Origin of the sequence: Streptomyces himalayensis subsp. himalayensis (assembly GCF_013778455.1) — a bacterium.
In the GTDB taxonomy this organism is placed as follows: Bacteria; Actinomycetota; Actinomycetes; order Streptomycetales; family Streptomycetaceae; genus Streptomyces; species Streptomyces himalayensis.
Map to the genome: position 1 here is coordinate 125,566 of NZ_JACEHE010000017.1, position 25,461 is coordinate 151,026.

The 25,461-nt window shown below is 70.3% G+C and carries 16 protein-coding genes; 1 reads left to right on the top strand and 15 read right to left on the bottom strand.

Going from position 1 to position 25,461, the window contains the following annotated elements:
• Positions 1 to 168: 168 nt before the first annotated feature.
• The 15 genes from H1D24_RS26225 to H1D24_RS26295 all read right to left on the bottom strand — a co-directional run bounded on the left by H1D24_RS26225 (position 169) and on the right by H1D24_RS26295 (position 24,184).
• A complete protein-coding gene (locus tag H1D24_RS26225; RefSeq protein WP_181660154.1) occupies positions 169 to 1,515 on the bottom strand; it encodes a phospholipase D-like domain-containing protein in 1,347 nt (448 codons plus the stop codon).
• Between the two features lie 282 nt (positions 1,516 to 1,797).
• Positions 1,798 to 6,051 carry an Rne/Rng family ribonuclease gene (locus tag H1D24_RS26230; RefSeq protein ID WP_181660155.1) on the bottom strand — a complete coding sequence of 1,418 codons (4,254 nt, stop codon included), beginning with the start codon at positions 6,049 to 6,051 and terminating at the stop codon, positions 1,798 to 1,800.
• A 237-nt stretch (positions 6,052 to 6,288) separates the two neighbouring features.
• Complete coding sequence (locus tag H1D24_RS26235) at positions 6,289 to 7,131, bottom strand: TIGR03936 family radical SAM-associated protein (protein ID WP_181660156.1); 843 nt, start codon at positions 7,129 to 7,131, stop codon at positions 6,289 to 6,291.
• A gap of 48 nt (positions 7,132 to 7,179) precedes the next feature.
• A complete protein-coding gene (locus tag H1D24_RS26240) occupies positions 7,180 to 8,382 on the bottom strand; it encodes a hypothetical protein (protein WP_181660157.1) in 1,203 nt (400 codons plus the stop codon).
• 112 nt (positions 8,383 to 8,494) lie between these two features.
• Positions 8,495 to 10,420, bottom strand: a complete 1,926-nt coding sequence (locus H1D24_RS26245) for a TIGR03960 family B12-binding radical SAM protein (RefSeq protein ID WP_181660158.1) — start codon at positions 10,418 to 10,420, stop codon at positions 8,495 to 8,497.
• Between the two features lie 159 nt (positions 10,421 to 10,579).
• On the bottom strand, positions 10,580 to 12,136 hold the full coding sequence (locus H1D24_RS26250; RefSeq protein WP_181660159.1) for a CYTH and CHAD domain-containing protein: 1,557 nt from the start codon (positions 12,134 to 12,136) through the stop codon (positions 10,580 to 10,582).
• An 88-nt stretch (positions 12,137 to 12,224) separates the two neighbouring features.
• On the bottom strand, positions 12,225 to 13,424 hold the full coding sequence (gene rodA / locus H1D24_RS26255) for a rod shape-determining protein RodA (protein WP_181660160.1): 1,200 nt from the start codon (positions 13,422 to 13,424) through the stop codon (positions 12,225 to 12,227).
• Entirely contained in the window at positions 13,421 to 15,721 is a 2,301-nt protein-coding gene (gene mrdA, locus H1D24_RS26260) for a penicillin-binding protein 2 (RefSeq protein ID WP_181660161.1), read from the bottom strand. The genes rodA and mrdA overlap by 4 nt, the downstream gene beginning before the upstream one ends.
• Positions 15,718 to 16,404, bottom strand: coding sequence for a rod shape-determining protein MreD (mreD, locus tag H1D24_RS26265; protein WP_181660162.1), 687 nt, complete (start codon positions 16,402 to 16,404; stop codon positions 15,718 to 15,720). Before mreD ends, mrdA begins: the two co-directional genes overlap by 4 nt.
• A gap of 12 nt (positions 16,405 to 16,416) precedes the next feature.
• Positions 16,417 to 17,364: a rod shape-determining protein MreC gene (mreC, locus tag H1D24_RS26270; RefSeq protein WP_181660163.1), complete on the bottom strand. Its 948-nt coding sequence runs from the start codon at positions 17,362 to 17,364 to the stop codon at positions 16,417 to 16,419.
• Between the two features lie 192 nt (positions 17,365 to 17,556).
• Positions 17,557 to 18,576, bottom strand: a complete 1,020-nt coding sequence (locus H1D24_RS26275; protein ID WP_181660230.1) for a rod shape-determining protein — start codon at positions 18,574 to 18,576, stop codon at positions 17,557 to 17,559.
• 333 nt (positions 18,577 to 18,909) lie between these two features.
• Complete coding sequence (gene ndk, locus H1D24_RS26280) at positions 18,910 to 19,323, bottom strand: nucleoside-diphosphate kinase (protein ID WP_181660164.1); 414 nt, start codon at positions 19,321 to 19,323, stop codon at positions 18,910 to 18,912.
• A 69-nt stretch (positions 19,324 to 19,392) separates the two neighbouring features.
• The gene (locus H1D24_RS26285) at positions 19,393 to 19,761 is read right to left on the bottom strand and encodes a DUF4233 domain-containing protein (RefSeq protein WP_181660165.1); all 369 of its coding nucleotides are present in this window, start codon (positions 19,759 to 19,761) and stop codon (positions 19,393 to 19,395) included.
• A 5-nt stretch (positions 19,762 to 19,766) separates the two neighbouring features.
• Complete coding sequence (gene folC, locus H1D24_RS26290; RefSeq protein ID WP_181660166.1) at positions 19,767 to 21,302, bottom strand: bifunctional tetrahydrofolate synthase/dihydrofolate synthase; 1,536 nt, start codon at positions 21,300 to 21,302, stop codon at positions 19,767 to 19,769.
• A gap of 257 nt (positions 21,303 to 21,559) precedes the next feature.
• Positions 21,560 to 24,184, bottom strand: a complete 2,625-nt coding sequence (locus H1D24_RS26295; RefSeq protein ID WP_181660167.1) for a valine--tRNA ligase — start codon at positions 24,182 to 24,184, stop codon at positions 21,560 to 21,562.
• Between the two features lie 140 nt (positions 24,185 to 24,324).
• Between H1D24_RS26295 and H1D24_RS26300 the strand changes: the two genes are divergently transcribed.
• Entirely contained in the window at positions 24,325 to 25,410 is a 1,086-nt protein-coding gene (locus H1D24_RS26300; RefSeq protein ID WP_181660168.1) for a hypothetical protein, read from the top strand.
• Positions 25,411 to 25,461 lie beyond the last annotated feature (51 nt).

Below are 25,461 nucleotides of genomic sequence, written 5' to 3' on the forward strand. Positions count from 1 at the left end.
ATCCGCGGCAGAGCCTTGGAATCCCTGGAATCCGGGAGGAAAGGGTTTACAGGGGTGGGGCGCATCAGTGGACACGCCGACGGTCAAGGTTACGGGGCCCGAAGTGAGGGGTCAAACCGGGCCCTCCCCGGGCCCGCCCCATGCCTCACGTCGTGCCCCGTACCCGCCTCAGGTCGTCGGCTTCTCGCCGTCCTGAGGCAGCGGCTTGACGCCCTTGCACAGGTCGGTCGCATCGGCCGTGCCCGGCCAGGCGACCGTCCGCACACGGTCGAAGTGGGCGCGGTACGTGTCGTGCACCGAGTCGTCGTCGACCTTGACGATCGTCTCGTCGTTCTCGCGCAGCGCGGGTCCCGTGTAGTTGCCCGACCCGACGAAGCTGACCTTGTTCACCTTGCCGTCGTACATGCCTTCGACGAGCAGGTACTTCGAGTGGATGATGTACGGCGTCGAGATCTTCTTGGTGGGGTCCAAGGGGTCCCGGTCGTCGTTGTAGCAGCTCACGGAGGGGCCGCCGGTCGTGTGGAGGGCCTCCCAGGTGCCCTTGGAGCCCGAGCTCTTGAGGCTGTCGGTCTCGGCGTAGACGATGCTGACCTGGCACCCGGCCTTCTTCAGCGAGACGAGCTTGTCCGCGATGGCCTGCCGCGTGAGCTTGAAGATCGCGACGCGGACCTTGGTGCTCTGGGTCACTCCGGCGGAGTTCTTGTACGTGCACTGCACGTTGTTCAGCACCGAGTAGACCGTGTCGGAGTCCCTGGTGGAGCCGGCCCGCGGGAAGAAGTACGCCTTGTACAGGCCGTTGCTCACCGAGCGGTAGTCCCAGGCCGCCCAGTTCTTGCCGACCATCTCCACGAAATAGTCCGAGTACGCGTCGTACATCGTGGGGTTGTTCGGCAGCAGCAGCGCGTCGTTGAAGAACTTGGTGTGCGCCGACGGCGTGGAGTTCGACGTGGTCTGCACGACCACGTTCGTGGCGCCCTGGACCGCCGAGAACAGCCAGAACTTGTTGTGCATGATCGACACCCCGTCCTTGGGGTTGCCCATGCAGGACTTGTCGACGGGGCAGGTCGTGACGTACGACGACAGCTTGGTGTTGGTGCCGAGCGCCGCCGCGAGGGTGTTGTAGGACGTGTTCGTGGGCCGGTCGCTGATGCTGGACTCGTCGAGCAGGATCTGCACGTTCACGCCGCGGTTCTTGGCGCCCACGAGGGCGTTGACCACCGACGCCTCCCACACGTGGTAGACGGCGACCTTGATCGTCGAGCCGGGCAGGGCGGCGTTGGTGAGCTCGATCAGCCGGTTGCGGATCGTCAACTGCTGGTCGGGGACCAGGGGGTCGTTGAAGATCGGGCCCTCGGTCCAGGTCGGCGTGTCCGCCGCCGTGGCCGTCCCCGCCGTTCCGGCTGCCTGGATCCCCGCCGCCGACAGCACGGTGGCCAGCGCCACCGCCTGACGCCCGCCCTTCACCGGCTTCACTGCGCGGTGACGTCCGGTGCCCTTGAGGCGCACGTGCGCCATCGACCATCCCCTCCCCTGCCGCAGGCGCGTGTTCTCCCCAACTCGCGCATGCGCGTTCTCCGTTAGACAGATGAGTTTTACACGGACTTCACCGTGCTCCAAGTGGCGGGGTGGGTCACCGGGAGAGATGTAACGCTTTGCGGCATGCGCGCCCTGACGTGCGAGAACGGCGCTCGCGAGGGCGTGCGAGATCTCGAACTCGAGCGCAGCCGCTACGGCACACGGCCAGGCAGCCCGACGCCCCCGGTGCGGCGACATCGCCGCACCGGGGGCGTCAGACCATCAGGCCTCGCTCGCCGAAGCGGTGACGGTGGACGGCGTCTGCTGCTCGGCCGCTGCCGTCTTCTTGGCCGCCGCGGTGGTCTTCGCCGCCTTCTTGGCCGTGGCCTTCTTGGCGGCCGTCTTCTTGGCCGCCGTCTTCTTCGTGGCAGCCTTCTTCGCGGTCGCCTTCTTGGCCGTCTTGCGTGCCGTCTTCTTGGCCGGTGCGGCCTCCTCGGCGGCCACGTCGCCCGCGGCCTCCTCCGCCTCCGGCTGCTCGCCCGCCGACTGCGGCTCCGCGGCCGAGGGCACTACCACGACGGCCGCCTCCTCGGGCGCGGTCGGCGCGGTCTCCTTACGGACCGCTCGGCGCCGCCGGAGGGGGGCTGCCGGGGCCACGCTCTCGGCCACCGGCTCGGGCAGGCGCTCCGCCACCGGCTCGGCCTGCGGCTGGGCGTCCACGGCACTGCGCTCGACAGTCTCCGGGACGGTCACCTCGGCGACGTCCGCGCCCTTCGGCGAACCGGCCGGAGCCGTCGCCTTACGGGTCGCCCGACGGCGCGTACGGCCCTTGGGCGCTGCCTCTTCCTGCGCGGCGACCGGTGCCTCCGCCTCGGCCGGGGCGACGGCCTGCTCGTCCGCAACCGGAGCGGCGGGAGCAATCGCAGCCTGCGAAGCCACGACCTCGGCCGCAGGCACCTCCGGCTCCTTCTCCGCCTCGGGAGCCTCAGGAGCCCGCGTCTCCGCCCTGCTGGGCGAGCCGGCAGGAGCCGACGCGCGCCGGGTCGTGCGACGACGCGAGCGGCCCCGGGTGGCAGCGGCCTCCGCCTCGGCGGCACTGCTGTACAGCTCCTCGTCGGGCGCGAAGCCCGGCGAGGGCAGAGCCACCGGCACGGCGGCCTCGGCGGCCACCTCGGCCTCGGTCTCCGCCTCGAGCTCCGGCTCCGTCACGACGACGGCCTCTGCCACGGCCTCGGAGACCTGCTCGGCCCCGCCGCGGCCGCGCTTCTTGCGCTTGCCGCCGTTCCCGGCGACGGACGGCTGCTCCATGTGCACGATCACGCCGCGCCCGTTGCAGTGGACGCAGGTCTCGGAGAACGACTCCAGCAGGCCCTGGCCGACCCGCTTGCGGGTCATCTGGACGAGGCCCAGCGACGTCACCTCGGCGACCTGGTGCTTCGTACGGTCCCGGCCCAGGCACTCGAGCAGGCGCCGCAGGACGAGGTCCCGGTTGGACTCCAGCACCATGTCGATGAAGTCGATGACGACGATGCCGCCCAGGTCGCGCAGGCGCAGCTGGCGGACGATCTCCTCGGCCGCTTCGAGGTTGTTCCTCGTCACGGTCTCCTCGAGGTTGCCGCCCTGACCGGTGAACTTGCCGGTGTTGACGTCGATCACGACCATCGCTTCGGTCTTGTCGATCACCAGCGAGCCACCGCTCGGCAGCCAGACCTTGCGGTCCAGCGCCTTCATCAGCTGCTCGTCGATCCGGTACGTCGCGAAGGCGTCGACCTCGGAGGTCCACCTGGACAGCCGGTCGACCAGGTCGGGCGCGACGTGCGAGACGTATCCGTGGATCGTCTGCCACGCCTCGTCACCGCTGACGATGACCTTGGAGAAGTCCTCGTTGAAGATGTCGCGGACGACACGGACGGTCATGTCCGGCTCGCCGTACAGCAGCGTCGGGGCGTTGCCGTTCTTCGCCTTCTTCTGGATCTCCTCCCACTGCGCCTGCAGACGCTCCACGTCGCGGCGCAGCTCGTCCTCGCTCGCGCCCTCGGCGGCGGTGCGCACGATGACGCCCGCGTCCTCGGGGACGATCTTCTTGAGGATGGTCTTCAGACGCGCGCGCTCGGTGTCGGGCAGCTTGCGGCTGATGCCGGTCATCGACCCCTCGGGGACGTAGACCAGATAGCGGCCGGGCAGCGAGACCTGGCTGGTGAGGCGGGCGCCCTTGTGGCCGATGGGGTCCTTGGTGACCTGTACGAGGACCGACTGGCCGGACTTCAGGGCGGACTCGATGCGCCGCGGGCCGTTGGCCATGCCCAGCGCCTCGAAGTTGACCTCACCGGCGTACAGGACGGCGTTGCGGCCCTTGCCGATGTCGATGAAGGCGGCCTCCATCGACGGCAGCACGTTCTGCACCTTGCCCAGGTACACGTTGCCGACGTACGAGGTCGACTGCTCCTTGTTGACGTAGTGCTCGACGAGCACGTTGTCCTCGAGGACGCCGATCTGGGTGCGGTCGCCGTTCTGCCGGACGACCATCACACGCTCGACGGCCTCGCGGCGCGCCAGGAACTCGGCCTCGGTGATGATCGGGACACGCCGGCGGCCCTGCTCGCGGCCTTCGCGGCGGCGCTGCTTCTTGGCCTCCAGGCGGGTCGAGCCCTTGATGGACTGCACCTCGTCCGAGACGGGCTTCTCCTTGCGCGGCTCGCGGACCTTGACGACCGTACGCTCCGGGTCGTCCTCGCCCGGCTCCGTGTCGACCGGCGCGTCGCCGGCACGGCGACGGCGACGGCGGCGACGGCGGGTGCCGGCGGAGCCAGAGCCCCCGGTCTCCTCGTCGTGCTCGTGCTCCTCGGCGTCCTCCTCGACCTGCTCGGCCGTGTCCTCGGCGTCCTGCTCGGCCTGCTCCGCGGCGATCTCGTCGGTGTCGAGGGACTCGCCCGACTCGGAGTCGGCGGACTCGCCACGGCGGCGACGGCGGCCACCGCGGCGGCGGCGACGGCGCGAGCCGGTCTCCTCAGTCTCGTCGGCCTCCTCGGCCTCGGCGATGTCCTCCGCCTCGGTGTCCTCGGCGGTCTCCGGCTGCTGTGCCGTGCCGGGCTCGACGGTCTCGGCAGCAGCCGGTGCCTCGTCGGCGCCCCGACGGCGGCGGCGACGGCGCGGACCGGTGTCCGCGTCCGCGCCCTCCTGCTCCACGGTGCCCGCCTCGGCGGCATCCGCGGACTCCTCCGCGGCCTCGGCGGCGGCCGCTGCCGCGGCACGCTCCGGGGTCTGGAACATCGGCTCGGTGAACACGGGCGGCTGGAAGACGGCGACGGCGGGGCGTGCGGGCCGCCGCGCGGCAGCCGCGCTCTCCGCCTCGTCCTCGGGGGCCTGAGCCTGGGCCTGTGCCGCGCTCGGCTGAGCGGGCGCGGTGAAGCCGACGGCTGCCTTACGGGCGGCGCGACGCCGCGTACGCCGGGGAGCGGCGCCCTCGGCCTCGGCCGACGGCTCGGCCTCGGCAACCGGAGCGGCAGCCCCGAGGGGGGCGGTCGCGGCCGGCATCTGCACCGGCTCGGCGGTGGGCGCCTGCGGCGCGGCGACGGCGGCCTGTGCGGAGGCTGCGGCCGGGATCTGCTCCGCCTCGACCGCCACCGCCTTCTCGGCAGCCGGGGCGGCTTCCTCCTGCCCGGCCGTCTCGTCGGCCTTGGCCTCCTCGGCAGGTGTGGAGGCGCGGCGCGTGGCGCGACGGCGCGTACGCCGGGGTGCGGCACCCTCGTCGGGCGCCTGCGCGGCAGCCTCGACCGGCTGCTCCGTCTCCTGCTGGTCGGCGACGACGGCCTCGTCCGCGGCCGGCGCCTCGGCCTCAGCAAGGAGCGCCTCGGTCTGGACGGCCGTCTCCGCCTCGGCAGGGGCCTTCGGCGCCCCGGCGGGCGCGGTGGCGCGACGCGTCGCACGACGACGCCCCGACGCGACCGGCGCGGATTCCTGAGCGGCGGCCTCGACCGGCTTCTCCGCCGGCTCGGCGGCCGGTGCCTCCGAAACGGTCTCGGCGCCCACAGTCTCCTCACCGGCGGGCGAGGGGGCCTCGGCGGTCACGACGGCCTCGGCCGCCTTGGGCGCCCCGGCGGGCGCGGAGGCACGGCGCGTCGCACGACGACGCGTACGTCCGGCGGCGGCAGGCTCAGCAGCCGCGGGTTCGGTGGAGGCAGACTCGGCAGCCGCGGGTTCGGCAGCCGAAGGCTCGGCTTCCTCGGCGGCGGCATCGGAGGCAAGGGCCTCCTCCGGCTCGGTCGCTGCCTGCGCTGCCACGGCCTCGGAGGCCTCAAGCGCGTCGGCGACCTCGGCAGCTGCTACTGCCTGCGCGGCCTCGACGGCCTCATCGGTCTCGTTCAGGGGTGACGAAGCGGACACCTCGGCCGGTATGGCCGGGGCGGCGGCCTCGGCGGCCCCCACGGGCGGACCCGCGGGGCGCGACGCGGCGCGGCGCCGACGACGCGGCGGCAGCGTGTCGCTTGGTGTGGTGTTGTTCTCGGAGCCCTTGATGGGTTCGATCGGCTCGAGCATGCGGGCGGTTCTCCCGTCAGGCTCCCGGGCGCCGCACCTGGTCCGGTGACGTCCGCGGCTCGCGCGTCCTGCGCGTTGCCGCCCTCCGGGGCGCGGGCGCCGCTCGGGAGCTCTCTGTGTCTTGTCTCGCCGGTTCCGTACGCCATGTTGCGTACGGCCTGGCGAAAGTCTTCTGGTCGGTGCGCTGCCCGACCCAGGTGGCTCCCGAGTACGAGGGCGGCGCTACGACGTCCGTCCTTACGCGGGACCTTCCGGCTTCTCCCCCAGTGCCTCAAGGGCCTGGGAGGTGCCCCCAGCAGTCGCGGTGGCAGGTCCGGCGGCCCCTCGACTGACAGGTGGGGCGGCCGTGACTGCCTCGCGGTCGGGCGCGAGCGGGTCGGTCACCGTGCCGGTCTCCTCATCGAAAAGCCCCTGCGCCAGCCTGGTCACCGCTGCGGGGACCGGCGGCGCCAGGTCGGCCACAGCTCGGAGACCGGACAGGACGTCGTCGGGTCGTACGGCAGGCGTCACGTGCCGAACAACCAGCCGCAGTATCGCACAGGGCTGGTCGGTAGGCCTATCAGCCCGTGCGTCGTGGGCAGCGAGGCCGTCGTGCGCCTCGATGCTCGCGACCGCCGGACGGGCGTCGAAGGTGCGCAGGCCGTTCTTCGTCCTGCGCTGGACCTCGACGGTGTCCGCCGTCTTGAAGGCCGCGACGGCGCGCTCCGCGTCCGCGGGTTCCACGCCGTCGAGACGCAGTTCCCACACGGATGCGGTGAGCCGGTCCGCGAGGCCCGAGGTGCGGGCCTCGACGGCCTCGGCGATGTCGAGCCCGGTGGGCAGCGACTCGTCGAGGAGCTCACGCAGCTTGTCGGGGTCACACGCCTCGGTGAGTGCGATCTCCAGGTACTCGGCCTCACTGCCCGTGCCGGTGGGTGCGGCATTGGCGTACGACACCTTCGGGTGCGGCGTGAAGCCGGCCGAGTAGGCCATGGGCACCTCGGCGCGGCGCAGCGCACGCTCAAAGGCGCGCTGGAAGTCACGGTGGCTGGTGAACCGGAGGCGGCCGCGCTTGGTGTAGCGCAGTCGGATGCGCTGCACCGCTGGTGCGGGCGGCGGGCCTTCGGGCTGTCGCTTGCCCAGTGTCGTTCATTCCTTCGTGAGAGCCGTCGTACTTCTCTCCAGAGTACGTGTCGCGGCGGCCGGAGGTTCCCGCCGGGTTTGGCCGAGCGGATCCGGATCGGGCTTCCGCGGCGTCCCGAAGAGCATCCGCCGGAAGTCCGCACGGGCCTGCCGGGCCGACTCGCGTGCGGAGGCCAGTGCCTGCCGGGTCGCGCGGCCGACGCTCTTCGCGGCCGCGGCGGCGGGCCGCCACACCGCGTCGCGCACCCTGTGCCCGACCGGGGTGAGCACGCTCCGGTACATCCAGCGCACCGGTTCCACGAAGATCATCCGGAGGAGCCGCCCGAGGAAGCGTCCGACGGCGAGCGAGACGTACCCGGCGACGCGCCAGGCGTGCACCAGCGCATCGCCGACCTCCCGCGCGACGACGGCGAGCACCCGCCCGACGGGCGCGAGCACCCATCGCCAGAGGGCGAGCGCGGGCAGTACGAGAAGGACGCGCAGCGTCCAATAGAGGCCGATACCGACGATCCGCGAGGTCCAGACGACGCCGGCGACGAGCGTCCGTGCGGCCCAGGCGATTCCGTGCCCCACCGGAGTGAGGACCCAGCGGTACAGCCACAGGGCCGGGACGACGACCAGGTACCGCACAAGCCACGCCACGGCGGTGTACACGCCGATCCCGATGGCCGCGAGCACGGTCCCGATGCCCTTGAGCAGCCAGGCGGTCCCGTGCCCCACTGGTGTGAGCAGCCGCGCGTACACCCAGGCCAGACCGGCCCCGATCCAGCCCAGCAGCCGGGCCAGCCCGGCGCCGATGCCCCGCACCACCCAGGAGATTCCGTGCCCGACGGGCGTCAGCACCCGCCGGTAGCACCACACGGCAGGCACGACGAGCAGCACGTTGCCGAGCCAGGCGAGCCCCTTGGCCACGGGCACGGCGACGTACCGCCACAGCGCCACCCACGGCCACACGAACAGGGCCCTGCCAAGCCACAGCAGTGCCCGGCCAACCGGCCGCAGCACCGTGTCGTTCAGAAATCGCCCTGCGACGACGAGCGCGTCCCACACCATGCGCACCGGCACGACCAGCACGAGCACCACGATCCGCACCGGAATGCGGATCGCGACCGCCAGGCAGCCCTCGCCCTGGACGCTCTCCTGCGGCTGCCGATACCGCTGGTCCACAGGCGGTCCGGGCTTCTCGGGTCCCGGCTTCTCCAGATCCATGTCTGCCAAGACGCATCTACGCCGGGTACGGATGCACCACCGCGGCGTGCGGTGACGCGCGAGGGCCCGGCCACGGCGCTTGCGCCGGTGCCGGGCCCTTCCGGGAACAGTGCTACTTGACCACCGTCAGCGGCAGCAGCTTCTTGCCCGTCGGGCCGATCTGGATGGACGTATCCATCTGCGGGCACACGCCGCAGTCGAAGCACGGCGTCCAGCGGCAGTCCTCGACCTCGGTCTCGTCGAGCGAGTCCTGCCAGTCCTCCCAGAGCCAGTCCTTGTCGAGACCGGAGTCCAGGTGGTCCCAGGGCAGGACCTCCTCGTACGTACGCTCGCGAGTGGTGTACCAGTCGACGTCCACGCCGTACGCGGGCAGCGTCTTCTCGGCGCAGGCCATCCACCGGTCGTACGAGAAGAACTCACGCCAGCCGTCGAAGCGGCCGCCGTCCTCGTAGACGGCGCGGATGACGGCGCCCACGCGGCGGTCGCCGCGCGAGAGCAGGCCCTCGACGATGCCGGGCTTGCCGTCGTGGTAGCGGAAGCCGATGGAGCGGCCGTACTTCTTGTCGCCGCGGATCTTGTCTCGGAGCTTCTCCAGGCGGGCGTCCGTCTCCTCGGCGGAGAGCTGGGGCGCCCACTGGAACGGCGTGTGCGGCTTGGGCACGAAGCCGCCGATCGAGACCGTGCAGCGGATGTCGTTGGACCTGGAGACCTCGCGGCCCTTGGCGATGACGTTGGCCGCCATGTCGGCGATCTGCAGTACGTCGTCGTCGGTCTCGGTGGGCAGGCCGCACATGAAGTACAGCTTCACCTGGCGCCAGCCGTTGCCGTACGCCGTGGCGACGGTCCGGATCAGGTCGTCCTCCGAGACCATCTTGTTGATGACCTTGCGGATGCGCTCGGAGCCGCCCTCGGGGGCGAACGTCAGACCGGAGCGGCGGCCGTTTCGGGTCAGTTCGTTGGCCAGGTCGATGTTGAAGGCGTCGACCCGGGTGGAGGGGAGGGAGAGGCCGATCTTGTCGTCCGTGTACCGGTCGGCGAGGCCCTTGGCGATGTCGCCGATCTCCGAGTGGTCCGCGGAGGACAGCGACAGCAGGCCGACCTCCTCGAAGCCGGTCGCCTTCAGGCCCTTGTCGACCATCTCGCCGATGCCGGTGATGCTTCGCTCCCGCACGGGGCGCGTGATCATGCCGGCCTGGCAGAAGCGGCAGCCGCGCGTGCACCCGCGGAAGATCTCCACGGACATGCGCTCGTGGACGGTCTCCGCGAGCGGGACCAGCGGCTGCTTCGGGTACGGCCACTCGTCGAGGTCCATGACGGTGTGCTTGGACACGCGCCACGGCACACCGGACTTTTTGGGTACGACGCGGCCGATGCGGCCGTCCGGCAGGTACTCCACGTCGTAGAAGCCCGGGACGTACACCCCGCCCGTCTTCGCGAGACGGAACAGCACCTCCTCGCGGCCGCCCGGACGGCCCTCCGCCTTCCACGCGCGGATGATCTCGGTCATCTCGAGGACGGCCTGCTCGCCGTCGCCGATCACCGCGGCGTCGATGAAGTCCGCGATCGGCTCGGGGTTGAACGCGGCGTGACCGCCGGCGAGCACGATCGGGTCGTCGAGGGTCCGGTCCTTGGCCTCCAGCGGGATCCCCGCGAGGTCCAGCGCGGCCAGCATGTTGGTGTACCCGAGCTCGGTGGAGAAGCTCAGCCCGAAGACGTCGAAGGCCTTGACCGGCCTGTGGCTGTCCACGGTGAACTGCGGCACGCCGTGCTCACGCATCAGCTCCTCGAGGTCCGGCCACACGCTGTACGTGCGCTCGGCGAGTACGCGCTCGCGCTCGTTGAGAACCTCGTAGAGGATCATGACGCCCTGGTTGGGCAGCCCGACCTCGTACGCGTCGGGATACATCAGCGCCCAGCGCACGTCGCACTCGTCCCAGGGCTTGACGGTGGAGTTGAGCTCTCCACCGACGTACTGGATCGGCTTCTGCACATGCGGGAGCAGGGCTTCGAGCTGCGGGAAAACCGACTCGACAGACATCGCGGGGACTTTCGTGAGCGGACGGCGGTGACCATCAAGCCTAACGCGGCTGGAGCAACACCTCGTACGACGAGCGAGGCCGGCCCGGTGCACACAGTGGGCGGCGGCCCGGTGCACGAAGTCGGCGCCGGCCCGGTGCACGAAGTCGGCGCCCGCCGGTCACACCGGCGCCGCCGCCTGCACGATCCTCGCCCATTCCCCCGGCAGCGCCGCCTCGTACGCGGCGGCCGCCTGCTCCTCGCGTCCGTACAGCAGCCCGTACGTGAACGCGCTCTCCCCCGCCGCATGGGCCTCGGCCGCCAGGTCGCGCAGGGCCAGGCGGGCCATCACGCTGTCCTGGTGGTCGCCGAGCAGACCCTGCAGGGACTTCATCGAGCGGACCAGGTCCTGGGCGGGACCGCCGAGTGCCGCGGTCGCCGCCTCCGCCGCGTAGCGGGTGCGCTTGGCCTCCTTGCGGGCCTCGTGCATGGCCAGGTCGCGGTCGTCGCCGGGGGGTGCGTCAAGGGCCTGCTGCACCAGCGATGACAGCCGCTGGAAATCGCGCCGCACGGCCTTGGCGATCACGTCGCCGGGCTGCCCGGCGGCCGCCTTCAGCAGCGGCGGCCGATCCAGCAGCGCGTCGATGGCGTCCAGCAGCGCGAGGTACCGCTTCCCGTCCAGCACCGCGATCAGCCGGCGCCGGGAACCGCCGCGCCGGGCGTGCGACCAGGTGCGCAGGCGGGTGCGGACCGGCCCGGTGTGCAGCGCCCTGGGCAGCTCCCCGAGCGCCGCCGTCAGCCGCTCGGTCAGCACTTCCTGGTCCCGGTCCACGCCGAGCTCGCCGGCCAGCCACTTCAGCTCGTCGCCGATGGGGCGGGTGAGCGCCCGGTCCAGCACCTTGCCGTACGAGCGGAAGGCGCTGCGCATCCGGCGCGTGGCGACCCGCATCTGGTGCACCGAGTCGGGCAGATCACGGCGTACGGCGGGGTCGAGCTCGACGAGGGCGTCGCGCTGGGCACGGATATAGGCGAGGACGTGATCGCCCGCGGTCGACGGCTGTGCGCCGTCCCCACGGGCCTTCTTCTCTCCCCGTCCGGTCGACCTTTCCCGTCCGGGCGACGCGGACCGCCCCGGTGCCGTCTCCGCCAGTGCTCTCGCCAGCTTCGAGGGTGCCGCCGATGCCCGCAGCCCCGCCTTGCGCAGCTTCTTGTCGACCTTGTCGAGGAAGCCGGGATCACCGCCGTCCGCGAGCTCCACCTCGATCTCGGTCCAGCCGGCCGTGGCACCGTCTCCGTCCCCGCCGAGCCGCTCCGCGCGTACGGCGTCGATGCTGACCTCGGCGAGCAGCGCACCGTCGGAGTCGAGGAGGTCGCGTACGTCGCGAGCCGACCGCAGCCGGACGACGGGAGCCAGTTCGGCGTCGCGGATCAGGGAACGGACGAGGCCGGAGAGCGCGCGGGGCACCGTGTCGGAGAGCGGTGCCCGGATCTCGTCCCGTACTCCGGTGTCGACGGGCAGCTTCAGATGCCAGCCGGCGTCGTCGCCGCCGGTGCGGCGGCGCAGCGTGATGGCGGCGGAGGCGAGCCGCTCGTCCGCGGTGTCGTAGTAGACGGCGTCGAGTTCGTTGACGCCCTTGTCGACGACAGTCGAGATCCCGGCGACACCGCTCAGATCCGGCAGCTGGGCACTCTCGTCGGCTTCGTACTTACGCTCGATCTCACGCTTCGTCTCCGCCATGGACTGAATCTAGACGCGAAGACGGCCGTGGTCAGTACCCAAGGTGTCGCATCTACGACTACTCACGAGTTTTCGTAGATGCCACTACTCACGCCGACATCGGCCGCTGCACCCTGATCGACTGCAGAAGCCCGATCGCCACCCACACCGCGAACATCGACGAACCGCCGTAGGAGACGAAGGGCAGCGGGAGGCCGGCGACCGGCATGATGCCGAGCGTCATGCCGATGTTCTCGAAGGACTGGAAGGCGAACCAGGCGATGATCCCGGCGGCGACGATCGTGCCGTAGAGCTCGGTGGTCTCACGGGCGATACGGCAGGCCCGCCACAGCACGACGCCGAGCAGGACGATGATCAGGCCCGCTCCGAGGAAGCCGAGCTCCTCTCCCGCGACCGTGAAGACGAAGTCCGTCTGCTGTTCCGGCACGAACTGGCCGGTGGTCTGCGAGCCGTGGAAGAGGCCGGTGCCGGTCAGTCCGCCCGAACCGATCGCGATGCGGGCCTGGTTGGTGTTGTAGCCGACGCCAGCCGGGTCCAGCTCCGGATTGGCGAAGGCCGCGAAGCGGTTGATCTGGTACTCGTCCAGGACGCCCAGCTGCCAGACCGCGACCGCGCCCGCCGCGCCGGCGCCGAGCAGGCCGAACACCCAGCGGTTGGAGGCGCCCGAGGCCAGCAGCACACCGAGCACGATCATCGCCATCACCATGACCGAGCCGAGGTCGGGCATGAGCATCACGATCATTATCGGCACGGCGGCGAGGCCGAGGGCCTGGACGACGGTGCGGTGGTCGGGGTGGTCCTTGTCGCCGGCGTCGACCCGGGCCGCGAGCAGCATGGCCATGCCCAGGATGATCGTGATCTTCACGAACTCGGAGGGCTGGAGCGAGAATCCGCCGCCCAGGCGGATCCATGCGTGGGCGCCGTTGATGGTCGCGCCGACCGGGGTCAGCACCAGCAGGACCAGGAAGACCGATACGCCGTACAGGATCGGCACGGCCGTGCGCAGGGTCCGGTGGCCCAGCCAGATCGTGCCGATCATGAGCGCGAGCCCGATGCCGGTGTTGAGGAGGTGCCGGAACAGGAAGTAGTACGGATCGCCCTGGTTGAGCTCGGTGCGGTTGCGGGTCGCCGAGAAGACGAGCGCGGTGCCGATGAGCGAGAGCAGGAGGGACGACAGCAGCATCGGCCAGTCGAGCCTGCGGACCAGGGAGTCCCGGGCGATCAGACGCGCCCAGGCGGAGCGCTCGGGCCCGTACCCGGAGACGGAGAAGCCGTTGGTGCCGCTCATGTGGTCCTCCGCCGCCTGACTCGGCCGCCCGGTCCTCGGCCACCCGGTCCTCTGCCGCCCGTACTTCCCCGTCGCCCGCTGCGCCTGCGGGTGTCGCGGTTACTGGCCTCGGGTGACGGCGTGGTCCCCGCGGGCAGCTGCTGGTCGTCCCCCGCCTGCTGTCCTTCCTCGCTCGCCTTTTCCTCCTTGGACGGGTCGTACGTCTCGATCTTCGGGGCGTCGATCGATCCGTCGGACTCGATCTTCGGCAGGCTCTTCTCCGGCTCGGGCAGCAGGGCCTTCTTCAGGTCCTGCTTGCCGTCCTCGTCCAGGCCGTAGATGGCGTTGTAGATCTTGCGAACGGCGGGGCCCGATGCGCCGGAGCCCGTACCACCCTGGGAGATCGTCATGACGACCGTGTAGTCCTTGGTGTACGTGGCGAACCACGAGGTCGTCTGCTTGCCGTAGACCTCGGCCGTACCCGTCTTGGCGTGCATCGGGATCCTGTCCTGCGGCCAGCCGCCGAAGCGCCAGGCGGCCGTACCGCGGGTGGCGACTCCCGCGAGGGCTTGGTCCATCTCGTCGCGGGTCTTCTGCGACATCGGCAGCTTGCCGTGCGCCTTGGGCTTGATCTCCTGGATGCTCTTGCCGTCGGGGCTGATGACCGCCTTGCCGACGGTGGGGTCGTAGAGCGTGCCGCCGTTGGAGATGGCCGCGTAGATCGTGGCCATCTGGATCGGCGTGACGAGGGTGTCACCCTGGCCGATGGAGTAGTTGACGGAGTCACCGGCGCGCAGCCTGTTGCCCTCGAGGCAGTTCTCGTACGCGATCTTCTCGGCGTAGGAGCCGTCCTTCTTGCCGGACTTGCACCAGGCGTCCTTGTTGGCCTCCCAGTAGTCCTTCTTCCACTGGCGGTCGGGGATACGGCCCGAGACCTCGTTGGGCAGGTCGATGCCGGTCTCCTGGCCGAGGCCGAACTGGTGGGCGGTCTTGTAGAACCAGTCCTTGGCGTCCTTCTTCGGCTTCATGCCGCCGTCCTTCAGCCACTCCTGGTGCGAGAGGCGGTAGAAGACGGTGTCGCAGGAGACCTCCAGCGCCCGGCCGAGGCTGATGGGGCCGTAGCTCTGGGACTCGAAGTTCTTGAAGACCTGGCCGCCGATCGAGTACGAACTGGAGCAGTCGTAGTTCCCGTCGAACGCGTATCCCGCGTTGATCGCCGCGGCGGTCGGGACGACCTTGAAGATCGAGCCGGGTGCCGCCTGACCCTGGATCGCGCGGTTGAGCAGCGGGTAGTTGGAGTCCTTGCCGGTGAGCCTGGCGTAGTCCTTGCCGGAGATGCCGCCGACCCAGGCGTTGGGGTCGTACGTCGGGTTGGACGCCATGGCGACGACGCGGCCGGTCTTGGCCTCCATGACGACGACGGCACCGGAGTCGGCCTTGTAGTTCTCGTTGGTGTTGTCGTCGAACTCCTTGCGGGCCGCCTTCATCGCCTCGTTGAGCTCGTACTCGGCGACGCGCTGCACGCGCGCGTCGATGCTCGTGACGAGGTTCGCGCCGGGCTCGGCCTCGTCGGGCTTGGCCTGGCCGATGACACGTCCGAGGTTGTCGACCTCGTACCGGGTGACGCCCGCCTTGCCGCGCAACTCCTTGTCGTACGCACGCTCCAGGCCCGAGCGTCCGACCTGGTCGGAGCGGAGGTACGGCGAGTCGGAGTCCTTGGCCTTCTCGATCTCCTCGTCCGTGACGGGCGACAGATAGCCGAGCACCTGCGCGGTGTTGGCCTCACCGGGGCTCGGATAGCGGCGGACCGCGGTGGGTTCGGCGGTGATGCCGGGGAAGTCCTCGGAGCGCTCGCGGATCTGCAGCGCCTGCCGGGGCGTGGCCTCGTCCGTGATCGGGATGGGCTGGTACGGCGAGCCGTTCCAGCAGGGCTGCGGCGTCTCGGCATTGCACAGCCGGACCTTGTCCATGACGTCCTTGGGCTTCATGCCAAGGACGCCGGCGAGCTTTGTCAGGACCCCTTTGCCGTCGTCCTTCATCTTCATCAGGTCGGTGCGCGAGGCGGAGACGACGAGCCGCGTCTCGTTGTCGGCGAGCGGCACCCCACGGGCGTCGAGGATCGAGCCGCGTACGGCGGGCTGGACGACCTGCTGGACGTGGTTGCCGGAGGCCTCCTTGGCGTACTCCTCACCGTTGCGGACCTGGAGGTACCACAGGCGGCCGCCGAGGGTCATCAGGAGGGAGACGACGAGGACCTGCATGATGACGAGCCGGATCTGGACCCGCGGAGTCCGGCCGGTCTCCGGAATGTTGGTCACAGCCGCTTGACCCCCTTGATGCGTCCCGCGCGCGCCACCCGTGCCTTCGCCGCTCTGCCGCGCAGGCCGTTGCCGCGCAGCCCGCCGCGCTGGGAGCCGATGCTCAGCCCGGTGCCCGAGGCGAACCAGCCGGAGGAGAGGTTGCCCGCCGCGCCGGCGGCGCCGGTCTCGGCGAGCGGATCCGGCTCGGCCCGTCTGGCCAGGGCCATGATCGCCGGGACGACGAACGGCGCCAGCAGCAGGTCGTAGAGCGCGGCGGTGAACAGCAGGCCGGCCAGGCCGACATGGCGGGCGGCGGTGTCGCCGACGAGGGCGCCCACGCCCGCGTACAGCAGGGTCGAGCCGATGGCGGCGGCGACCACGACGAGCATGGGTGCGGTGGCCGACTTGAGCTGTCCGTTGTCCGGTTTGACGAGGCCCGCGAGATAGCCGATGACGCAGAGCACGAGGGCGTAGCGGCCGGCGGCGTGGTCGGCTGGCGGCGCCAGGTCCGCGAGGAGGCCTGCGCCGAAGCCGATGAGGGCGCCTCCGACATGGCCGTAGACGAGGGCGAAGCCGAGCACGGTGAGGAGCATCAGATCCGGGACGGCGCCGGGCAGTTGGAGGCGGGCGAGGATGGTCACCTGGATCACCAGGGCCACGATCACCAGCGTGGTGGAGAGCAGCATCCGGTTGAAGCGCATGGGACTCAGCTCCTACTGCTCTCGCTCTGCGGCCACGCCCGTGGACGCCTCGGCGGAGGGTGTGACGGTGACCGTCACGGTCGGCGTGGGCCTGGCCTTCGGTTCGGGTGGCAGGACCGTGTCGCGCGGGTCCTTGCGGGGGGCTTCGACGACGACGCCGACGATGTCGAGCTTGGTGAAGCCGACATACGGCTTGACGTAGACGGTGCGGGTCAGGTCGCCGCCGGAGGGGTCGACGCGCGCGACCACGCCGACGGGGACGCCGGGCACGAACGGCTTGTCGGCCTGCGAGCCGAAGGTGACCAGACGGTCGCCCTTCTTCACCTTGGCCTTGCCGTTGAGCAGTTGGACGCGCAGGGGGCGGTCGCCCTGGCCCGAGGCGAAGCCCAGTTCGTCGGTCTTCTCCATGCGGGTGCCGACCGTGAAGTCCGGGTCGGTGGCGAGCAGCACGGTGGAGGTGCTGGGGCCGACCGTGGTGACGCGGCCGACGAGTCCGTCGCCGTTGAGCACGGTCATGTCGCGCTTGATGCCGTCGTCGGCGCCGGCGTCGATGGTGACGGTCCAGGAGAAGCCCTGGGCGGCTCCGATCGCGATGACCTCGGCGCCCTTGATGCCGTACTGCCCGGTACCCGCGGTCTTCAGCATCTTGTCGAGCTGCTCCACCCGGCTGCGGTTGCGGTCGTCGCTGCCCAGCTTGGCCTTCAGCGCGGCGTTCTCCCGCTCGAGTCTTGCGATGCGGTCGTGCCGGCTGCCGGAGTCGCGGACCGCGTCGATCGCGTTGCCGAGCGGGTCGACGGCGGACGACACGCCGTTCTCCACCGGGCCGAACACCGTGGCGGCGGCCCGGCGTGCGCCGTCGACCGGGGAGTCCTCGCCGCCGCGGATGTCCACCGTGATCAGCGCGAACGCGATGGCGATCAGCAGCACCAGGAGCAGTCGGCTCTCTCTGGAGTCCCTCACGTGCGGCGGCCGTGCCTTCCTCGTCGGAATCCTTGTCGCTCTTGCCTCTATATCAACGATCCGCCGCACGGGAGAGCACGTGCGCTCCGTACGGCGGATGCAGCGCGCGTGTCATGCCGGCGCGCGCCCCGTACGGACGAAGCAACGCGTGTCACCCCGGATACGCGCGCCACGTGGCACCGCACGCGCGCGTCATCTGCGCGGCTGGGCGTCCAGCACCTGCTGGAGCGCCTCGAACTCCTCGACACACTTGCCGGATCCGAGCGCCACGCTGTCCAGCGGGTCCTCGGCGATGTGGATCGGCATGCCGGTCTCGCGGCGCAGCCGCTCGTCGAGGCCGCGCAGCAGGGCGCCGCCGCCGGTGAGGACGATGCCGCGGTCCATGATGTCGCCGGAGAGCTCCGGCGGGCACTTGTCGAGGGTGGTCTTGACCGCGTCCACGATCGCGTTGACCGGTTCCTCGATGGCCTTGCGGACCTCGGCAGCGGAGATGACCACGGTCTTGGGCAGGCCGGAGACCAGGTCGCGGCCGCGGATCTCGGTGTGCTCCTCGCCGTCGAGGTCGTACGCGGAACCGATCGTGATCTTGATCTGCTCGGCGCTGCGCTCACCCAGCAGGAGCGAGTACTCCTTCTTGATGTGCTGGATGATCGCGTTGTCCAACTCGTCGCCCGCGACGCGGATCGACTGCGCCGTGACGATGCCGCCGAGGGAGATGACCGCGACCTCGGTCGTGCCGCCGCCGATGTCCACGACCATGTTGCCGGTGGCCTCGTGGACGGGGAGACCGGAGCCGATGGCTGCGGCCATCGGCTCCTCGATGATGTGCACCTGGCGCGCACCGGCCTGCGAGGACGCCTCGATCACCGCGCGGCGCTCGACTCCCGTGATTCCGGAGGGCACGCAGACCACGACCCGCGGACGGGCGAGATAGCGCCGCTTGTGAATCTTCAGGATGAAGTAGCGGAGCATGCGCTCGGTGATCTCGAAGTCCGCGATCACACCGTCCTTGAGCGGTCGCACCGCGACGATGTTGCCCGGAGTCCGGCCGATCATCTTCTTCGCCTCGGCGCCGACCGCGAGGATGCCACCGGTGTTGGTGTTGATCGCGACGACGGACGGCTCGTTGAGAACGATCCCCCGGCCCCTGACGTACACCAGCGTGTTGGCGGTCCCGAGGTCGACAGCCATGTCACGGCCGATGAACGACATGTTGTTCCCCATGAGGATGCGTCTGGCCTTCCTAAGTCGAGCGGTGATGGCTTGTTAGGCAGGCGAGGTGGGTGCTGCTGTAGCTGAAGCTCCATCGTAGTCTCGCCCCCGCGGACATCGCGCGATGGTCTGTCGCCAATGTCAGCAGATGCTGTGCCGCCTCGCTTCTCAGAGACGTACCAACGGAGGCACGGGTTCCCCCGATCGTGGCGCATATGCCAAGGGACGGCGGGGAATTCCCTGCCGTCCCCGGTCAGAGCACCCAGACTGTTGACAGTGAGTCAGAAAATCCGGGCGCGGCGGCCGAGCCGGCCGCGTGCGCGTCGACGGACGTCAGACACGCCCGGGGAAGAAGATCTTCAGCTCGCGCTCGGCGGACTCCTCGGAGTCCGAGGCGTGGATCAGGTTCTCGCGGGTGATCGTGCCGAAGTCACCGCGGATGGAGCCGGGGGCCGCGGCGATCGGATCGGTCGGGCCCGCCAGGGCCCGGACACCCTCGATGACCCGCTCGCCCTCGACGACCAGGGCGACGACCGGGCCGGAGGACATGAAGGCGACCAGCGGCTCGTAGAACGGCTTGCCCTGGTGCTCGCCGTAGTGCTGCTCCAGAGTGTCCTGGTCGAGCGCCCGCAGCTCCAGCGCGGTGATCTGCCAGCCGGCCTTGCGCTCGATACGGCCGATGATCTCGCCGATCAGGCCGCGACGGACGGCGTCGGGCTTGAGCAGGACGAGGGTGCGCTGGGACATGGTGTGCGGCTCCTTCGAGGTCGCTGGATGTGCGGGGGTCCGAGGCTACAGGGCCGGTCTGAGCATCCGTTATGCGGCGTCAGGCCCTGGCTGGGCCGGTGCCGCCGCGCTCTGCGCCGCGAATCGGGCCTTGGCCTCGTCGATCTTGCGGCCGAAGTGCACCGAACACGCCCAGAGGACGGCGAACACGGCGCCCAGGAAGAACATCACCGGAACGATGAAACCGCTCGCGATCAGCCCGATCTGCAGGGCCCAGCCGAGCTGCACCCCGCCGGGGCGGGTGATCATCCCGCAGAGCAGCACGGACAGCACCATCGCGACGCCGGAGACCGTCCACACCGTCCCCATCGACAGATCCGGGTCCTTCATCGCGACCAGTCCGGCGAAACCGATCACGAAGAATTCGCCGATCAGAGTCGAAGCACAGAGTGTACGCACGGCAGTCAGCCCTTCCCCAGAAGTAGTCGGGCCTCGCCGACCGTGATGACGGAACCGGTGACGAGGACGCCGCCTCCCGCGTACTCGCCCTCCTCCTCGGCGAGCGTGATGGCGGCCTCCAGCGCGTCGTCCAGGCGCGGCTCGACCTGCACCCGGTCCTCGCCGAAGACCTCGACGGCGATCGCGGCCAGCTCGTCCGCGTCCATCGCACGGTGGCTGGAGTTCTGGGTGACCACGACCTCGGCGAAGATCGGTTCGAAGGCCTCGAGGAGACCGCGAACGTTCTTGTCGCCGCTCGCACCGACCACGCCGATCAGCCGGCTGAAGTCGAAGGCCTCACGGATCCCCTCGGCGGTGGCGTGGGCGCCCGCCGGATTGTGCGCGGCGTCCAGGACGACGGTCGGCGAGCGGCGTACGACCTCCATCCGGCCCGGCGAGGCGACCGAGGCGAACGCCTTGCGGACCACGTCTATGTCGATCGGCTGGGCGCGCTGCGCACCGACGCCGAAGAACGCCTCCACGGCGGCGAGCGCCACAGCGGCGTTGTGCGCCTGGTACGCGCCGTGCAGCGGCAGGAACACGTCCGCGTACTCACCGCCGAGACCGCGCAGCGTCAGCAGCTGCCCGCCGACGGCGACCTGGCGGCTCACGACGCCGAACTCCAGCCCCTCACGGGCGACGGTGGCGTCCACCTCCACGGCCCTCTTCAGCAGCACCTGGGCCGCTTCGACCGGCTGCTGGGCGAGGATCACGGTCGCGCCCTGCTTGACGATCCCGGCCTTCTCACCGGCGATCTCCCCGGGCGTCTCACCGAGCCGGTCCGTGTGGTCCAGATCGATCGGCGTGACCACGGCGACGTCCGCATCGATCACGTTCGTGGCGTCCCAGCTGCCGCCCATCCCGACCTCGACGACGGCGACATCGACAGGCGCGTCCGCGAACGCCGCGTACGCCATGCCCGTGAGCACCTCGAAGAAGGAGAGCCGGAACTCCTGCTGTCCGTCGACCATCTCGACGTACGGCTTGATGTCGTTGTACGTCTCGATGAATCGCTCGGCGGAGATGGGGGCGCCGTCGAGGCTGATCCGCTCGGTGATCGACTGCACGTGCGGCGACGTGTACCGCCCGGTGCGCAGCTCGAAGGCGCCGAGCAGCGCCTCGATCATGCGGGCCGTGGACGTCTTGCCGTTCGTGCCGGTGATATGCACCGAGGGGTACGCGCGCTGGGGCTCGCCCAGCACGTCCATCAGCGCCGAGATCCGGCTGACCGACGGCTCGAGCTTCGTCTCGCCCCAGCGGGTGGCGAGGTCCGCCTCGACCTCGCGCAGCGCCTTGTCGACCTCGGGGTCGGTGGGGCGGGCCGGCACCTGGTCGGCCCCCTCCGGCGGCCCGGCCTGGGTGCGCAGGGTGCGGCTGCCGGCCTCGATCACCGCGAGGTCGGGGTCGCGGGTGGTCTCGGCCTCGACGATCTCGTCGAACTGCGCCAGGGGGTCGGGCTCGCCGTCGTCGGGCAGGTTGTCGTGCGGGGGGAGGTCGCTCACGGGGTCCAGTCTACGGAGGGGGTGCGGCGGGGGTGCATTTCCCCCACCCCGCCCCTTCCCGTAACCATGGGGCTCCGCCCCCCTGGACCCCCGAAGTCGCCCTTCGGGCTCGTCCTCAAGCGCCGGACGGGCTGAATCTTTCAGCCTGTCCGGCGCTTGAGGACCGGGGTCTGGGGCAGCAGCCCCAGTTACGGGAAGGGGCGGGGTGGGGGCTGCATCCGATAGCGGCTCCGCCGCGGGGCCCGCCGCAGGCGCCCTCAGCCCTGCGGAAGCCGGTCGAGCTGCGCCTTGATCCGCGCGATGTCCTCGTCCGCCTTGGCCAGGCGAACGCGGATCTTCTCCACGACGTGGTCGGGGGCCTTGGCCAGGAACGCCTCGTTCCCCAGCTTCCCCGTAGCCTGCGCCTTCTCCTTCTCAGCGGCCGCCAGGTCCTTGGCGAGCCGCTTCCGCTCGGCCGCGACGTCGATCACACCGGAGAGGTCGAGCGCGACCTCGGCGCCGGCGACCGGCAGGGTCGCCGTAGCGGTGAAGGAGTCCCCCTCCGGCTGCAGCCGCAGCAGCTGCCGGATGGCGGCCTCGTGAACCGCGAGCGGCGTACCGGACAGGTCGACGCGGGCCGGCACCCGCTGGCCCGGCTGCAGCCCCTGGTCGGCGCGGAACCGGCGGACCTCCGTGATGACCTGCTGAAGGGTCTCGATCTCCCTCTCCGCGGCGGCGTCGCGGAACCCCGAGTCCGTCGGCCACTCGGCGATCACGACGGACTCACCACCCGTGAGGGTGGTCCACAGCGTCTCGGTCACGAAGGGGACGACAGGGTGGAGGAGCTTCAGCGTGACGTCGAGCACCTCGCCCAGGACCCGCTTGGAGACCTCGGCCGCCGGGCCGCCCGCCTGGAACGTCGTCTTGGACAGCTCGACGTACCAGTCGAAGACCTCGTCCCACGCGAAGTGGAAGAGCGACTCGGACAGCTTGGCGAACTGGTAGTCCTCGTAGTAGGCGTCGACCTCGGCGACGACCGCGTTGAGCCGCGACAGGATCCACCGGTCGGCGGCGGACAGCTGCTCGGCGGGCGGCAGGTCGCCCTCGACCGTGGCGCCGTTCATCAGCGCGAACCGCGTGGCGTTCCAGATCTTGTTGGCGAAGTTGCGGGAGCCCTGGACCCAGTCCTCGCCGATCGGCACGTCGACACCCGGGTTGGCGCCGCGCACCAGCGTGAACCTCAGAGCGTCGGAACCGTACTTGTCCATCCAGTCCAGCGGATTGACCGCGTTCCCGAAGGACTTCGACATCTTCTTGCCGAACTGGTCGCGGACCATGCCGTGCAGGGCGATGGTGTGGAACGGCGGGGTGCCGTCCATCGCGTACAGGCCGAACATCATCATCCGGGCGACCCAGAAGAAGAGGATGTCGTAGCCGGTGACCAGTACGGAGTTCGGATAGAACTTCTTGAGGCTCTCGGTCTGCTCGGGCCAGCCGAGCGTGGAGAACGGCCACAGGCCGGAGGAGAACCAGGTGTCGAGGACGTCGGTGTCCTGCGTCCAGCCGTCACCACTCGGCGGCTCCTCGTCGGGCCCGACGCAGACGACTTCACCCTCAGGGCCGTACCAGACCGGAATCCGGTGGCCCCACCACAGCTGACGCGAGATGCACCAGTCGTGGAGGTTGTCGACCCAGTCGAAGTACCGCTTCTCCATCTCCTGCGGGTGGATCTTGACCCGCCCGTCGCGGACGGCGTCACCTGCGGCCTGCGCGAGGGGACCGACCTTGACCCACCACTGCATGGAAAGGCGCGGCTCGATGGTGGTCTTGCAGCGCGAGCAGTGGCCCACCGAGTGCGTGTACGGGCGCTTCTCGGCGACGATCCGGCCCTCTGCGCGCAGGGCCGCGACGATGGCGCTGCGCGCCTCGAGACGGTCCAGGCCCTGGAAGGGGCCGTGTGCGGTGATGACCGCGTGCTCGTCCATCACGGTGATGGACGGCAGGTCGTGGCGCTGCCCGATCTCGAAGTCGTTCGGGTCGTGGGCGGGCGTCACCTTGACGGCGCCGGTGCCGAACTCCGGGTCGACGTGCTCGTCGGCGACGACGGGGATCGACCGCGCGGTCAGCGGCAGCTTGATGGTCTTGCCGACGAGGTGCCTGTACCGCTCGTCGTCGGGATGCACGGCGACGGCGGTGTCACCGAGCATGGTCTCCGCACGGGTCGTGGCGACGACGAGAGTCTCGTCCCCCTCCCCGTACTTGATGGAGACGAGCTCGCCGTCGTCCTCCTGGTACTCCACCTCGATGTCCGAGATGGCCGTCAGACAGCGCGGGCACCAGTTGATGATGCGCTCGGCGCGGTAGATCAGCTCGTCGTCGTAGAGCTTCTTGAAGATCGTCTGGACAGCCTGGGACAGGCCCTCGTCCATGGTGAAACGCTCACGGGCCCAGGCGACACCGTCGCCGAGACGGCGCATCTGCCCGGAGATCTGCCCACCGGACTCGGCCTTCCACTGCCACACCCGCTCGACGAACTGCTCACGCCCGAGGTCGTGGCGTGACTTGCCCTCCTTGCCGAGCTCGCGCTCGACGACGTTCTGCGTGGCGATGCCCGCGTGGTCCATGCCGGGCTGCCACAGCGTCTCGTACCCCTGCATGCGCTTACGGCGTGTGAGGGCGTCGATGAGCGTGTGCTCGAAAGCATGCCCGAGGTGCAGGCTGCCGGTGACGTTCGGCGGCGGGATGACGATGGTGTACGGCGGCTTGTCGCTCTTCTCGTCGGCCTCGAAGTAGCCGCGCTCTACCCAGCGCTCGTACAGCTTCCCCTCTACCTCGGCCGGCGCGTACTGGGTCGGCAGTTCGGTGATGGTCGCTGCTTGCTGCTGCTGAGTGTTCTCGGTCACGGGGCTCAGTTTAGTGGTGTCACGGAGGCGTACTGAAACCGGAAGGTTCGTAACGGTGGGGGCCATGATGCCCCCGTGCCGCAACGGCTTCGGGAAGGATGTCAGGGACGCATAAACAACAGAGGGGGACTGAGACCTCGATGAGCTACAACCAGCCGGGCCCGTACGGCGGTCGGCCCCAGCAGCCCGGGCCGTACGGCCAGCCGGGGCCCTATGGCCAGCCGCCGCAGGCACCCCAGCCCGGCTACGGCCAGCCGCCGCAGGCACCCCAGCCCGGCTACGGCCAGCCGCCGCAGACACCCCCGCAGCCCGGCTACGGCCACCCGAAGCAGGCCGCCCCACAGCCCAGCTACGGCTATCCGCAGCAGGCTCCGCAGGGGGTCCCGCAGCAGGCTCCGCAGGGGGTCCCGCAGCAGCCGAATCCGTACGGCCAGCCCAACCCCTACGGCCAGCCGAACCCCTACGGGCAGCAGCCTCCCTACGGCCAGCAGCCTCCGGGCGCTCCGTACGGGATGCCGCAGCCGCCGGCTCCGGCGGACGGCAAGAAGAAGACGGGGCTCGTCATCGGCGCGGTCGCGGTGGTCGTGGCGCTCGGGGTCGGCGCGTACTTCGTCTTCGCCGGGGGCGGGTCCGGTCTGGCGGACGACGGGCCGCACAAGCTGGCGACGCCGGCCACGGTGCTCAGCGACTACAAGCGCATCTCCGACGACGGCGCGGGTGCCGCCGAGAGCGACGACTCCGTGAAGGAGCTGGAGGAGAGCGGCATCGAGAACGGTACGTCCGTCATCGGCATGTACTCCACCGCCGATCTCAGCGACTACGACCCCAGCGATCCGAGCACCCTGCCCGACGGCATCGAAACGGCGAAGGGCGTGACGTTCCTCGGTGGTTACGGTGAGATCGCGGACCCCGCGGCCGCCCTGGACAAGTTCTTCGCCACGCTGAAGAAGCAGTCGGAGAGCGGCTCCGGGAGCAGCAGCGAAAACAAGTCCGAGCTGGTCGGCGAGCCCGTGGAGGCCGACCTCGACGGCGCGGTCATGAAGTGCCAGGCCGCACAGGGCCAGGACCTGGTCACGAAGAAGGAGAAGACCGACTGGTTCTGCGTGTGGGCCGACTACAGCACCATGGCCATGGTCACCCCCGGTGACCGCACCCAGGACGTGACGAAGGACGTCGCGGTGGACATCACCACGAAGCTGCGCGACGAAATCCGCGTCGCGAAGTAGCAGTCCGCGAGCGGCGGTACGCGAACGAAGGGGCGCCCGGCGGAAATCCGC

Bases quoted from the DNA above. Each gene is read 5' to 3' on its own strand.
- H1D24_RS26300 (WP_181660168.1), top strand. From the start codon at position 24,325: ATGAGCTACAACCAGCCGGGCCCGTACGGCGGTCGGCCCCAGCAGCCC.
- H1D24_RS26245 (WP_181660158.1), bottom strand. From the start codon at position 10,420: ATGTCTGTCGAGTCGGTTTTCCCGCAGCTCGAAGCCCTGCTCCCGCAT.
- H1D24_RS26240 (WP_181660157.1), bottom strand. From the start codon at position 8,382: ATGGATCTGGAGAAGCCGGGACCCGAGAAGCCCGGACCGCCTGTGGAC.
- ndk (WP_181660164.1), bottom strand. From the start codon at position 19,323: ATGTCCCAGCGCACCCTCGTCCTGCTCAAGCCCGACGCCGTCCGTCGC.
- H1D24_RS26225 (WP_181660154.1), bottom strand. From the start codon at position 1,515: ATGGCGCACGTGCGCCTCAAGGGCACCGGACGTCACCGCGCAGTGAAG.
- H1D24_RS26275 (WP_181660230.1), bottom strand. From the start codon at position 18,576: ATGTCGTTCATCGGCCGTGACATGGCTGTCGACCTCGGGACCGCCAAC.
- mreD (WP_181660162.1), bottom strand. From the start codon at position 16,404: ATGCGCTTCAACCGGATGCTGCTCTCCACCACGCTGGTGATCGTGGCC.
- H1D24_RS26250 (WP_181660159.1), bottom strand. From the start codon at position 12,136: ATGGCGGAGACGAAGCGTGAGATCGAGCGTAAGTACGAAGCCGACGAG.
- rodA (WP_181660160.1), bottom strand. From the start codon at position 13,424: ATGAGCGGCACCAACGGCTTCTCCGTCTCCGGGTACGGGCCCGAGCGC.
- H1D24_RS26230 (WP_181660155.1), bottom strand. From the start codon at position 6,051: ATGCTCGAGCCGATCGAACCCATCAAGGGCTCCGAGAACAACACCACA.